Genomic DNA, 14026 nt, shown 5'->3' on the forward strand with positions numbered 1-14026 from the left:
AATTTAATATTTCAGAAGACGGATTATTTTTCTTTGAATAAATAAATCTATAATTCCATAATTTATCAGGATCAATAATATCTACCATTTAGAAATAAAAATAAAATAAATATTAAAGTTGCAAATGCAGGATAAACTAAAGGGATTTTTTTATTAAGGATTAATAATGGATAAATCATAATCATTGGTATTAAAATCCATGAGAAAATAGCTACTCGATCGGAATATGATATAAAACCTAGAATTAAAAAATAACAATTAAATATTATATAAATTTTTAGAATAGAAGTATATATTCTATCCTTGTAATTAAATACATACTTATTTGTAATTAATCCAAAAAGCAAAAAAAATGCTCCGAACAAGTAAAAGTCCATTCTATATGTTTGATTCCCATAATTATTTAAAGAGCTTTCAGAAATATAACTATTAATATAACTTATAGGAATTAATAAATTTGTTAGTATATTAGGCAATTTCATGAAAAATGAAAAAGATAAAAAGATCCATATATAAATTAAGTGATTCATTTTTATTTTAAAAATATTAACTACAACAAGAATTAGTATTAATGGTAACGCTGTATAATGAAAGAATGAAGCAAATAAAGCACTAATAAAAAAGTATATCGTTTTTTTCTTATATCTAATTAAAATTGAAATCGATAAAAGTAGAAATGATATTGATAACCCTTGTCTAAGAATATTGCCTCCTAAGGTTATGAAAAAAGGAAAATATATATACAAAAATACAAAATATATAGAATAGTGATTAAAAAGTATATAAATAGCCACTATAAAAATAATGATAAATACCAAATAGATGATTAAGAAATTAAATTCTATAGGCATATCAAGTAAATTGACTACCCATTGCAATATTATAAATGCATTTTCATAATTAATTATATCTAAGGCTTCCATTAAACTAATATTTTTTAATAATAAAAAATAGGTTGAGTAACCTAAGGAATCAGGAAACATGTTGACATCTTTATATCCTATCCAAATACTTGAAAATATCAACATTAACATAATGAAAAAAGTTTTTGTATATTTGTTGTTTATTATAGAATTAGGTTTTGACAAAGAAATTAAATTTACAAAAATAAGAAATAAAAAAGAAAATATCAAAATAATCATAATTTACCTTTCCTCGAGTGATTTTTAATAATGTTTAATTTTAGTTATTATATTTTGATATTTTTTCTGTTTCTTTTCATCTAAATTAGTAGTAGAATTACTTCTGGAAATCCATATCTCATCTAAATTCACATAATTAATAGTAAATATCAATTTTTCTTTTAAAATTGATTTAGTTAATAAAATTAGTTTATGAAATATATTTGCTTCATATTTCCGATAAATTTTTCTATTAGTTTTTATACTATTAATATAGTTATTAATATTTATAACTTTAGGGACTCTATAAAATAATAAAGGTTCTTTTATATTATAGAAATTTGATTCTTCAATAGTTCTTACCCATAACTCATGATCTTCAGATCTATAAAAAAGTGGATCATATTTATGTTTTTTAAACCAATCTGTTTTTCCTGCAATTGTAGGGTGTATAAACTTTCCAAAATATAAGGTAAGCCTCTTATTATTAATATCATTATTAACAAACCTTGAACCATAAACTTGATTATCCTCATCAATAATAATCGCTGAACTACCAACTATATCAATGGAAGTGTTTTCTAATAAAAAATTAAGCTGCTTTTCGATTCTTTGTGGATGCATAATATCATCACTATCCATTCGAAAAAAATAATCAGTTTTTGTAATATCTATCATTTCATTAAGTCTATAGATTAACCCCTTATTTTCTCCATCATTTAATAATTTAATTCTTGGATCATCAAATTTTTTAGCTATATCTATAGATTTATCTTTTGATCCATCATTTACTAATAATAGCTCCCAATTTTGATATGTTTGTGTTAATACAGATTTTATTGCAATTTCGAGAGTTTTTTCATTATCATAAAAAGGAATTCCAATGGTTATTTTAGGATGCATAACTTATTTCCTCCTTAAAGGTATACCAATACCGTTTTATTTTTCTAAGGTTATAAACTAAAGTTTATAAAGTTCTAAAATTTTTACATATATTATTATTTTTTTGACTAGATTCACAACTTAATATTCTTTATCTTTACGAGTGTTGACACTATTTAAAACTCTTAAAATAATGGGGTTTTTCTTCTTTATGGCTAACCGTATGAAATGGACTTTCGAACCCTTCGAAATATTCGTTCCTGTATTAATAGATTTCCTTAACTTTAATGAAATAATTAATTATCGCTCGACTTATTATGATAATCTACAAATATTTTAAAAATGTCTTTATATAGATAAATATTTAATAGAAATAAACAAATACCAGTTGTTAACGAAAAAATACTTGTGTCATAAAATGTTAAATGTAGCATATAGCAGAATAATAGACATACAATTAATGAAAGATTTTTTAGACCATATTCTATCTTAAACAACATTTGAGAAAAGACTGTTCTAAATAAAAGATAGCTTAAATATCCTAAAGCAGTTGAAATAGCTGCACCTTTTGCTCCATATGTTGGAACCAAAATAAACAAAAAAATCAGATTAACTAGTGAAGCAATTATCGCTGTAATAATATGATATCTAGGTTTTTTCTTAAAATTTATTCCAATTTGTGTCGTTTCAGATATTGTTGTTGCTATTGGAATAAATAAAAGCATAGGAAGAATAAATATCGCTTCTCTGTAATCTTCACCTAAGAATAGAATAATATAATCTCTTATCATTACCACTATTAGTGCTATTGCAATCATTATAAATGAAACAATCTGTGAAATGATTTTAAAAAATTGTTTGTTTTCCGGTTCTAACTCATATTTTTTATATGCAACCGGGGTCCAAAAAATAGTAAAAGATGCTTGTAGAACGCCAAGCATGCCTACAAGAACAACACCAGATGAATATATACCCAAATCTTCATAGCTTCCCCATCCTTCTAAGGCAAACTTATCAGCAGATTTAAATATTAGATTAATTAATAATGTTACAAAAAAAGGGAAAGAAAACAAGGAAATTGTTTTTATATTATTTATTAATTTTTCTGTATCTTTTTTAATTTTCTTAAACCAAAATATTCTTTCAATAAAAATAATTACAATAACACTTAGCATCAATGAAATTAACAAACTTCCAATTCCAATCATGTAAGTGTGAGGAATCAAATAAATTAAAGAAATAATTAATAATAAATATATTATTTTATTAAATATTAATAAAAGCGAATATGTATTACCTTTTTGTTGCATACGAACTACCAATAATCCGAAATTGTAAATCAATGAAAAAGTCACAAAAGCAATTAAACTTAAAATAATAGATAAAGAATTATCATCAAAATAGTATAATGTGATTTTCGAACCAAAAAATAGCATAATGACAATAAAAATTATAGTTAGTGCTGAAGGAATTATTAATGTTTTTCTTAATAATTTTCCTCTATTATCTTCATGCTCTTCGTAAAAAAATCTTACAAATGCTTGATCTGTCCCAAAAGAAATTATTGTTGAGAATATTCCAGATAGAGTTACAAAAAGTGTGATTTTACCATATTCTTCTGGCGATAAGATTCTGGTTAATATTGGAATAGCTAAAAATGCTATAAGAAGCGATAGTATAGTGCCATATGAAAAAGCTGAAAAATTTTTCATTAAGTTATTCACAATTTTTTACCCCATATCAGATATAAAACTTTATTTTATAAAACTTTTTATGTTATTCCTGACTTTTATAAAAAGATAATAATTAGTCTTTAAACAGATAAAAATAAATCTTTGAATTTTATTTTTTCTGAATATTGGAAAATCAGCACCTTTAAAATGGGAATTCTCTACTGCATCAATAATTGCTTGAGTTTGTTTTTCTTGGTCATAGTTTTCTATTACAAATTCCTCGCTTTTCTGCGAGTAGGTATTTAATATAGAGGGATCAGAAAAAATATTACTTAATATTTTATACAAACTTTCTCTACCACTAATTTCATATCCTGCTAGAGTATAATAATATCCATCACCTGCATCACCCTCAGAAGTATTAAAAATCCAATCGCACCCTAAATGCTTTAAATTAAATTTATCGACTGAATCAATAACTATTGAAGGTAATCTAACTTGTGCCATTTTTTTAACTGTAAGGCCCATTCCTATTCCTATATCGTATGTATTCATGATTTGTAATAAGTTTTCACTTTTTACCATTCCTAAAAACACAACACTCACATTTTTTATTTCAATCCTTTTTTTAACATCATTTGTATACTTTGTTTCCCCGCTTCCTATTATTGTATATTCTATACTAAAATCAGGATACTCTAGAGCAAGTATTTCTAATATTTGATGAATATGAATAATTGCTTCATTTTTCCAATAGGTGAAACGTCCACACCATAAAACTCTAATTTCTTTTTTTCTTTCATCAAAAAAATAAGTATAATCCAATTTTTCTTTTTGAATCGGATAATTTTCTAACTTTTTTAAATTTGAAATCAAATCTACGTCATAATACCATGAATTATATAGAACTGGAGACTTTCCACCATAAAAATCAGCATTATTTAATTGTAAAATTTTTAACATCTCTTTTTGATAAAAATATTTTTTATTATATTTTTTTTTATGAGTCATTCTGGTTTTTAGTAGCAAGGAATTCTTCCAGTCTTCAGGATGTCCCCAAATATGTAATAATTTAACGTTATCTTTGTTTGAAAATAGCGCTATACCAATTTGGAGATTATGAAAATATGGACTAATTACTCTATATTCTTCTTCTTCTTTAAAGCAGAATTTTTCATAAAAGTTTTTAATAACTTCATCTAACTGATTTTCACTTAAATTCTCTGCTGTAAAACTCATGTTTAAATTTATTAAATTTATATTTAGATTGTTTTTAAAATATTGATTATATATACTCTTGTTATCCTGGGTTATTATAAATATTTTCTGTTTTCTTTCTAGCAAATAATGAGAAATTTCAATAATTAAATTTTCAATTCCTCCAAATCCCTTTGAACTGTCAATAAAAATATAATTCATTATTTTCTACACCTTACTTTTAATTTATTATTTTACTACTGAATTTGTAGTTTTACTCTTTTTCCAACCTCAACATTCCGACGATTAGCAGTACCAACAAGCAATTCCTTCAACTCTAAACCGCTGAGAGTAGGAATCTTCTCTAACAAAAACACCAACTCATGCTTAGTAATAGGCGTCGCCTTCCCAATGTAAATCTTAGGAAACACAACCTCACTCTGCCTCTCACTCTCATTCATCAATTCTTCAAACAACTTCTCACCAGGTCTTATCCCTGTCTCACGAATCTCAATCTCACCTTCTGAATATCCAGAAAGTTTAATTAGATTACTAGCAAGATCAACAATCTTAACCGGTTCTCCCATGTCCAAAACAAAAACCTCGCCACCATTAGCTAAAGTTCCTGCCTGAATCACAAGCCTCGAAGCTTCAGGAATCGTCATGAAGTAACGAGTCATACGAGCATCCGTTATTGTAACTGGACCACCTTTGGCAATCTGCTTCTGAAACAACGGTAAAACACTACCACGAGATCCCAACACATTACCAAACCGTACCGCTGCGAATTTAGTTTTACTATCCTTCGCTAAATTCTGAACAACCATCTCAGCGAAACGCTTTGTGGCACCCATTACGTTCGGTGGGTTCACGGCTTTATCCGTAGAAACTAATACAAAATTACTGACGCCGAAGGTATCAGCCGCTTCTGCGACGTTTTTCGTACCAAAGATGTTATTCTTTACAGCTTCCATCGGATTACCTTCCATCAATGGCACATGTTTATGAGCTGCCGCATGGTATATGACGTCCGGTCTATATTCATCCATAATCTCGAAGATTCTTGTTCGGTCTTGGACATCCGCAATAACTGCTTGAATGTCTGTCTCACCAACTAGATTATTTCTCAGTTCTTGATCAATTAAGTAAATCGAGTTCTCACCATGTCCAAGCATGATTAACTGCTTTGGGTTGAACCTCATCAATTGTCTGCAAATCTCAGATCCTATTGAACCGCCCGCTCCAGTGACTAAGATCGTTTTATCAGTAATGTTATCCGATATCACTTTCATATCAAGCTCTACTTCTTCACGACCTAGTAAATCCGTAATCTTCACATCGCGCATTTCATTGACCGAGATTTTGCCTGTCATTAAATCTTCAATGAGTGGGATTTGTTGTGTTTTTGTACCTGTATCTACACATACTTTGATGATTTCAGCCAATTCTACTTTTGATAATGAAGGGATGGCAAGGACGATATTTGAGATATTGTGTTTTTTGACTAGTTCAGGAATATCTTTTATGTATCCCAATACCTTCACACCGTAAATTTCTAAATTTTGTTTCGAGCGTTCATCGTCTACATAACCAACTGGTTTAAGTCCAGTTTGATGATTTTGTAACAACTGACGTGTCACCATCGTCCCTGCAGCACCGGCACCAATAATCAACGTACGCTTGATCCCTACAGTTTCTCGATTGAACCTTGAGTCGACATACACACGCCAAGAAAAACGAGAGCCACCAATCAAAATCATATGAAGCATCCAGGTGATGGACAACACTCGCCAGTATATGTCTTGTTGAACAGCAAGTTGGATGACCATGACCGTTAGTACGCTATATGTTACCGCACGCACGATGGATTTTAATTCACCCACCGAGGCGTATGACCACACTTTACGATATAAGCCAAAGCGCCAAGAAAAAAAGTGATGGGCGATAAAGATCGTTAATGAACTCACAACGAGCATGTCGTTATTAAAAACATTCACATACGGATGAAGGACAAAATAACCAGCATAAATGGAAAATAGCACAATAGTTGAATCGAGAAGAATCAATAAAGTTGCTCGTTTTTGCATGGTCATCGTTCCTACCTCCTGTTGAATTAATAGATTAAACAAGTCCGAACAGCTTCTTTCGTTGTGTAATTCGTTCTGGTGCTAACTTTCTCATCGAGCGTCCTTGCACTACATCTTGAGCTTGCATATTAACTAATGTCACCATATCTGAACCCAGCTTTTTATCAAGCTTGTCCATCGCTTGCTTCCACACACATGCACGATTCGTGATGTTGTGAGCGTCTGAAGCCACAAAGTGTGCTTGTTGATGCTCAAGTAAATCTAAACTTAATTTCTGTGTTTTCTTGCCGAACATGCCTGCTACACTTGCTGCTGTTACTTGAGACAATGCACCGTTTTTGATCAGGCGATACAGCTTGTCTGTGTTTTCAGCGATTTCTGCATTGCGTTCAGGATGTGCGATAATCGGTGTGAAGCCTTTTACAAGCAAGTCATAAAATAACTGCTCTGTATATTTCGGTATGCTTGAAGATGGGAATTCCACTAAGACATACTCCGAATTGTGTAATGTTAATAGTTCGTCATTGTGAATAAGGACATCTACCATTTCACCAAAAATGCGAATTTCTTGCCCAGCGTACACATTCAGCGGGATGCTCTGTCTCTGTAATTCCGCTTGTAGTTGATTTACCCCCAGGAGTATATCGGTTTTCGTGTTTGTGTAGCTCGGGTGTCTGTGATGCGGAGTAGCAATGACGGAAGTAATTCCTTCAGCAACCGCTTGTCTCGCCATTTCAATACTCCCTGCTAAATCCTTTGCACCGTCGTCTAATCCATAAAGAATGTGTGAATGTATATCTATCATCATATATCCCCCTTTTTACCTATAAGCAATACAAATTCGCTAACGTCGTCTGACCACTACGGCTATAGTATCACGTTGTCGTTTAACAGAAAAGGGGTTTTTTGTTAATTTTTTAACAAAATATTAATTATTATCACCGTAATAGTAATAATACTGCGAATCTTTTGCTTTCTTCTTATTCAACACAGCCCCTAAGACCTTACCCTTAGCTGACTCCAATAAGTCTTTAGCCTTACGAGCCGCATCTTGTTCCGTGCCTCCACTACTAATAACCAATATCGACCCATCGACTTTATTCGCTAAAATCTGCGCATCTGCAACTGCTAAAATAGGTGGCGTATCAAATAACACAACATCAAATTGCGTTTTTGCTAGTTCAATAAACTGAGACATCGAAGCTGATCCAAGTAACTCAGCTGGATTTGGTGGAATTGGCCCACTAGTCAATATTGATAAATGCTCCACTTCTGTCGCCTGCGCTGCATCTGTTAAAGTCGTTTGTTTCGTTAAGACATTCGTTAACCCTCTTACATTTTTCAAGTTAAACGTATAGTGAACAGTTGGTTTACGTAAATCAGTATCAACGAGTAACACTCTCTTACCTTGTTGTGCAAACGTTACAGCTAAATTGGCAACAGTTGTAGATTTACCTTCTGCAGGACTTGAAGAGGTGACAAGAATCGTTTTGTATTCTTGATCAACAGAAGAGAATTCAATATTGGTACGTAATGTACGATACTGCTCTGTAATAGGTGAGCGCGGACTATCAATTGTAATCAATTGACGTTCCAGTGTAATTGGACGTTTTTTCTTAGCCATTGCGAATCTCTCCTTCCGCTTGAAGTTTTTGCTGCATCTTGTCCATCTTGTCTTGTTCCTTTTTCTCCATAGAAGAAATGGCACCAATTACTGGAATGCCTAGTATACTTTCAACCTCTTGTTCTGTTTTTAACGTATTATCTAAATACTCAAGTAAGAATGCTAAACCAACACCAAGCATTAAACCAACCACCAAAGCGATTGCCATGTTTAACATTTTATTCGGTTTGATTGGTGCTTGTGTGTCTGTTGCCTTAGCTTGCGAGAGGATACTCACATTATCGACATTCATAATGTCCATAATTTCGCGTTGGAACACAGACGCAGTGGTATTGGCAATATCACGTGCGACAAATTGATTTGGATCTTGTGCTGTAATCGTTAGTACTTGTGATTCACCAACTGCTGATACGGTAATCTTTGAGTTAAGTGCTTCGGTTGTTAAAGTCTCTAGCGCTAATTCTTGACGAACGATATCTAAAATAGCTGAGCTTTTTATTATTTCGTTATATGTTTTTATTAATTGCAGATTCGTTTGTATTTCACCTACATTTATCATTGGTGCTTCAGACTTCTCTTGACTCACTAGTAGTTGTGTTGAAGCTTGATAGATTGGTGTAATAAAAAAGAAACTAACGACTCCGCTAATCAGTGTTGCGAGAATTGTTAGTGACAAGATCAACCACATGCGTTTTTTCAAAGTTTGGAATAGTTCTTGTAAGCTAATCGTTTCTTCCATAGTAAGTAAAGTCCCCCTAGATATGTTCAATAAGTAACCATATTATAGCATAGAAAAATGTTGTCGATTTGTCTTTTTTTGTCGAAATCTGCAGTAATAAAGTTATGAAAGGGTATTCATTACTATTTTTTTAAACCTCGAAATAGTAGCGGTTATAATTATTCAAATCATTATAGGAAATGCGTCATATTGTTAGGAAATATTTGTAGAATTTCGTGAGGATTTTGAGAATCTCTAGATTCTCGTCAGAGATTTAGAGGCAGCACTTCACTCTCGCAAAGCTCGTTACAGAAAGCTAGGTTCACTGAAGTTCATAACTGAAATGCTCATAGGTTTTCAGTGCGCTTCAGACGAATCTTTCTGCTGCACTATAATCTAGAGAACAAAGAGTGGGGCTTGTGACTTCGTCACTCGCCCCACTCTATTTTTTCAGATCATTCTGCGGCTGGGATTCGTCCTTCGCTCCCTGAAAACCTGCGAGCTCACAGTTAAGATCTTTTGGTTTACTAGAGAATAGACACTATCTTTATTTAGATATTCGACGAAAATGATATTTTGGTCTCTTCCTTCATACTTTATTTCAGACCATTTTTTAAAGTTTGGGTGATACTTACTCTAAAGAAAAAATAAAGGCGTGCTAGCCAGAGACACAATTGCCCCTCAAATTGTGATTCTCATCAACACTCCCACACTCGCGGGCTCTTTAAAGAAACCTCGGGTCACGCTGACACTTCAGGCGAAAAAAAGAGCCAGCAAATGCTGACTCTTTCTCCTATTCTTATAATTCGCCTAATTTTTTCAATGCACGGTGAAGCATTACTGCAGCTTCTGCACGTGTTGCTTTCGCTTGTGGGTCAAATGTATTGTTGCGTTTACCAAATACAACTTCAAGAGCTACTGCTTGTGCAACACTTTCTTTTGCAAAAGTGCTAATTGAAGATGCATCATTAAAATCTTCTATTGTAGGTAATCCATTTAACAAACTTGCATCGTCATATTTGATTGCACGGATAATCATAGTTGCAAGTTCCTCACGCGTAATATCTGCGTTTGGATCAAACCCTCCATCCGTTTGGCCAAAGATAATGCCTGCACGTGCTGCTGCTTCAATACCTGGGTAAGCCCATGCCATATTCGCAGAAACATCATTAAATGTACCCTCATACGCTTTTGTTTCTAACTCAAGTGCACGAGAGATTAATACCGCAAACTCTGCACGCGTTAAATTATCTTCAGGAGCAAATAATTCTGTTGTTTTACCAAAGATAATCTTCTTCGTTGCTAATTCTTCAATTTGAGCTTTTGCCCAATGACTGACGATATCACCAAATGTTACTGGTTCAACAGGTGGCGTTACCGGTGGAGTCACTGGCGGCGTTACTGGTGGTGTTACTGGCGGTTGACTAGTTACCGTAACAGCTACTTTTACAGTGTTGTCTCCTACTGTTACGTTGATATCAGTTGAACCTACACCCGTTGCTGTGATCACGCCTTTATTTACATTGATAACATTTGTGTTATAGCCACTATACGTTGCAGTAGCTGTAACATCAGCTGTTGTAGATGAATCGTCAGCCTTTGTTGTCGTTTCAGTAACAACAAGTGTTTCTGAGTTTCCGTACATGAATTGAACATTTGTTTTGTTCACTGCCAATGTTTTAACATCTGGCACGATAGGATCTTTTAAGTCTACTTGAATCAATATAGGATCATGGTCAGATGCACGACCGTGAATCTCCATGTAGTTTGCATTGATGTGGATGATGTCCACTTGTGTTTGGTTTGCTAAGTTATTTGTAACCAACATATGATCAAGTACTTGGTTGTTTCCTTGGTAGTAATACGTGAAACGTTCACCAGCAGGTACTTTTTCGATCATGTTTGTTAAGATGCCGCCTTTTAGTGCTGCAAGTGTTGGTGTGAATTCGAAGTCATTCATATCACCAGCTACGATCACTTTAAGGTTTGGATCTTGTGCTTGTCCTTCTTTTACAAAGTTGTTGATCATTGTCGCAAGTTCAATACGTTCTGCTTCAGAACCTAAGAATGGAGGTTGATTTTTACCGAATAACGGTTGATCTCCACCTTTTGAGTTTAAGTGAGCGCCAATTACGACTACTTTTTCACCTTGGAACTCAAATTGAGCTGCTAATGGTTTACGTGTGTTTTGTTGTGGCAAGTCAAGGATACGTCCAGGGTTTTTAGAAAGGTCTCCATCTACCCACGTTACTGCTTCCGTTGTCCCGCCTTTAGTTCCTTCAGTAAGAGTTACACGTTCAGGATTGTATAGGTAACCAACGCGGATATTCCCGCCTGGTTGTCCACCATCTTGATTGTATTCAGGTGCGATGTCTGTCCACTCATAAGCTGGACCTCCTGCTACTACGATTGCCGCAATCAGGCGCTCATAGCTTTCAGTTGCATCTGAGTTATTTGAAGCTGTTCCACCATCATTATCTTGTACTTCTACAAGTGTGATAATGTCAGGTGATTTCATATTATCTACGAATGATTTAGCGATTTTCTCTACTTTTTCATCCGGTGTTTGAGAAATGTTGTTCGAGAAGTTTTCTACGTTATATGCTGCAACGTTCAACTTGTCTTCCATTGGTTCAATATCTGTTACTAGATTCGGTTTGTCAACACGTGTGATTTCAGGTAAATCTGCTTCTTCAGACCATAGTTTGAAGTTACCGAAGCCGAAGCCCATAACTCCAACGATATCACCCGTATAGTAATCACCAGATTTAGCATCATATGCTTCATTATCGAAGTCTACGATTATACGTTCTGGGTTGTAATCATTTTCCGAGATGTTAATACCACCTAAAACATTGAATTCAGTGTTTGTAGAGTTACCCGCTACAACTACCACTTCGCCGTATTTTTGTGGTCCTACTACTTTTGCATCTGATACTGCGACACGCATTAACTCAATCGATTCATAGAAGTCGATACCGTCTTCAGCTGGATCAAATGACGTTAATCCATCGTTGTCGATAATTTCAGTCGGTTGGAAGATGTCTTCTCCAATTACTAATGGTTCAGGAAGTGTTGCTGTTCCATTAGCGACTGAAATCGTTGCACGAATTCGTGTAACTGGTAAGTCATTTGTCTTCATATCTGAATAGCCTTCGTAATACCATTCTTCAACAGTTCCTTCAACGGTAACTAAGTCACCGACTGCAAAACCATTAGAAGCTTTGTTAACGATGATAGCTTCAGACGTTGTGTTGTCGTTATCCGGATTAACGTCTTGGATTACAAAGTTTGCTGAGTTATAAAGATGCGTTACCACACCTGTGATGTCTGCTACATTAGCACCCTCGTAATCTGAGAAGTGACCTTCACCTTGAATGTCACGGATTACTAGGTTGTCCACTTTTAACACTTTGTAAGTGAATGAGAAAACTTCAGAAGTTGTATCACTCACAGCGATTGCTTTAATCGTTGTGTCAGAAGTTAATGGTATTGGTGCTGTATATTCAGTACTTGCTGATGTAGGTGTTGAACCGTCTACCGTATAGTAGATAGTCGCCCCATCGATAGGTGTAATTAATGATATTTCAGTGCCTGCAGATACTGTTCCTGGGAAAATATCTGTGTAGACAGCAGGCTTGTTCACTAAGTCAAAACTTTCAAGACCTAGAGTTTTAACTTGATAACTTGTGTTGAATTTAGATGCGATGCCTGAAACATGAACAAGATCGCCATCTTTATAGCGTTTGATGAAGTCGTCATAAGCCAAGCCGGTACGGTTATCGTTACGAATAACCACTGATTCACCGTTTTCATGTGTAGCTGTGAATTCGAATGTTCCGAAGTCATTTACTTTTGCAAGATTAGTAATTGTTACATTGTTTAATAGAATACGTTCGCTTTGCGTTTCTTCATTTACTCCAGCCGGAGTAATGTCTTGTGCTGCTGGTAGTGTGTTTCCTGAAGAGATAACGGTAACTTTAGATGGTTGAATTTGAAGTTCGCCGCTGTATGGACTTACTTTCCCTTCAAGTTCAACGATATCACCAGGTTGAACGTCAGCTGCTGTTGTATATACATAAATACCTGCAGACGCATCTTGGATATAAAAGGCTTTCCCGCCCCAGAATCCTGTGCCTGTCGTTACGGTACCTGTTACTTTAATTAATTTAGTCGCATCTGTAACTGCACGAGCAGCGGCGATGTCTGCCACTTCTTCAGCTACTGGAGGCGGAGTGCCACCGTTTACGATTGTATATGCACTAGCGTTTTTTAGACCAGGAACTGAGAAATACGCTTCTAGATTTCCTGTTATCGTAACTTCAGCTTTAAAGTTAGTAGGGTTATCTTTTAAATTTATCCCTGTACGTACGCTACCTGTCGGCAATTGCACGGGAATAATTTTTGTTGTATCTGTTTCATTTGGATCATCTGCTAATCCAACGTTTGTAGCGGAAGTAAAAGGGGGTTCTTGGTCATAACTTGTTCCACTATTTGCTGTTCCAACGATGAAACCTTGTACTGTTGCTGCTCCAGCATTATTTGCGATAGCCTCAGCTACTGTAATTGGTGCTGCAGCTTGTGCACTTGGTGCTGTGATAAATGGTGCTACCATCGAGATTACAAGCAAGAAAGCTAATGCGATCTTACTGAAAGCATGCTTCAATATGCCTTCTTTCGTCATCCATTTCACTCCTCAGTAGGAAAATTTATGATACTTTATG

9 protein-coding genes are annotated in these 14026 nt (G+C 34.2%); all 9 read right to left on the minus strand.

Features of this window, described 5'->3' with window-relative positions:
- Positions 1 to 71: 71 nt before the first annotated feature.
- Positions 72 to 1142, minus strand: coding sequence for an EpsG family protein (locus tag ACFPYN_RS12520; protein ID WP_377734626.1), 1071 nt, complete (start codon positions 1140 to 1142; stop codon positions 72 to 74).
- Between the two features lie 24 nt (positions 1143 to 1166).
- Entirely contained in the window at positions 1167 to 2024 is an 858-nt protein-coding gene (locus tag ACFPYN_RS12525; RefSeq protein ID WP_377734628.1) for a glycosyltransferase family 2 protein, read from the minus strand.
- Positions 2025 to 2299: 275 nt separating this feature from the next.
- A complete protein-coding gene (locus ACFPYN_RS12530; protein ID WP_377734630.1) occupies positions 2300 to 3727 on the minus strand; it encodes an oligosaccharide flippase family protein in 1428 nt (475 codons plus the stop codon).
- A gap of 30 nt (positions 3728 to 3757) precedes the next feature.
- A complete protein-coding gene (locus ACFPYN_RS12535) occupies positions 3758 to 5095 on the minus strand; it encodes a hypothetical protein (RefSeq protein ID WP_377734632.1) in 1338 nt (445 codons plus the stop codon).
- 35 nt (positions 5096 to 5130) lie between these two features.
- The gene (locus tag ACFPYN_RS12540) at positions 5131 to 6966 is read right to left on the minus strand and encodes a polysaccharide biosynthesis protein (protein ID WP_377734634.1); all 1836 of its coding nucleotides are present in this window, start codon (positions 6964 to 6966) and stop codon (positions 5131 to 5133) included.
- Between the two features lie 28 nt (positions 6967 to 6994).
- Positions 6995 to 7765 (minus strand): tyrosine-protein phosphatase, encoded by a 771-nt coding sequence (locus ACFPYN_RS12545; protein WP_377734636.1) that lies wholly within the window; start codon positions 7763 to 7765, stop codon positions 6995 to 6997.
- Between the two features lie 123 nt (positions 7766 to 7888).
- Complete coding sequence (locus ACFPYN_RS12550; RefSeq protein ID WP_377734637.1) at positions 7889 to 8584, minus strand: CpsD/CapB family tyrosine-protein kinase; 696 nt, start codon at positions 8582 to 8584, stop codon at positions 7889 to 7891.
- Positions 8577 to 9323, minus strand: coding sequence for a YveK family protein (locus ACFPYN_RS12555; protein ID WP_377734639.1), 747 nt, complete (start codon positions 9321 to 9323; stop codon positions 8577 to 8579). Before ACFPYN_RS12555 ends, ACFPYN_RS12550 begins: the two co-directional genes overlap by 8 nt.
- A gap of 778 nt (positions 9324 to 10101) precedes the next feature.
- Positions 10102 to 13986 (minus strand): DUF6359 domain-containing protein, encoded by a 3885-nt coding sequence (locus ACFPYN_RS12560; RefSeq protein WP_377734641.1) that lies wholly within the window; start codon positions 13984 to 13986, stop codon positions 10102 to 10104.
- Positions 13987 to 14026: the final 40 nt, after the last annotated feature.

It is taken from the genome of Paenisporosarcina macmurdoensis (assembly GCF_042658845.1).
GTDB lineage: Bacteria > Bacillota > Bacilli > Bacillales_A > Planococcaceae > Paenisporosarcina > Paenisporosarcina macmurdoensis.

What these genes read in the sequence shown, in the direction of transcription:
- ACFPYN_RS12520 (WP_377734626.1), bottom strand. Translation starts at nt 1,142, where the DNA reads ATGATTATTTTGATATTTTCTTTTTTATTTCTTATTTTTGTAAATTTA.
- ACFPYN_RS12550 (WP_377734637.1), bottom strand. Translation starts at nt 8,584, where the DNA reads ATGGCTAAGAAAAAACGTCCAATTACACTGGAACGTCAATTGATTACA.
- ACFPYN_RS12540 (WP_377734634.1), bottom strand. Translation starts at nt 6,966, where the DNA reads ATGACCATGCAAAAACGAGCAACTTTATTGATTCTTCTCGATTCAACT.
- ACFPYN_RS12525 (WP_377734628.1), bottom strand. Translation starts at nt 2,024, where the DNA reads ATGCATCCTAAAATAACCATTGGAATTCCTTTTTATGATAATGAAAAA.
- ACFPYN_RS12555 (WP_377734639.1), bottom strand. Translation starts at nt 9,323, where the DNA reads ATGGAAGAAACGATTAGCTTACAAGAACTATTCCAAACTTTGAAAAAA.
- ACFPYN_RS12535 (WP_377734632.1), bottom strand. Translation starts at nt 5,095, where the DNA reads ATGAATTATATTTTTATTGACAGTTCAAAGGGATTTGGAGGAATTGAA.
- ACFPYN_RS12545 (WP_377734636.1), bottom strand. Translation starts at nt 7,765, where the DNA reads ATGATAGATATACATTCACACATTCTTTATGGATTAGACGACGGTGCA.
- ACFPYN_RS12560 (WP_377734641.1), bottom strand. Translation starts at nt 13,986, where the DNA reads ATGACGAAAGAAGGCATATTGAAGCATGCTTTCAGTAAGATCGCATTA.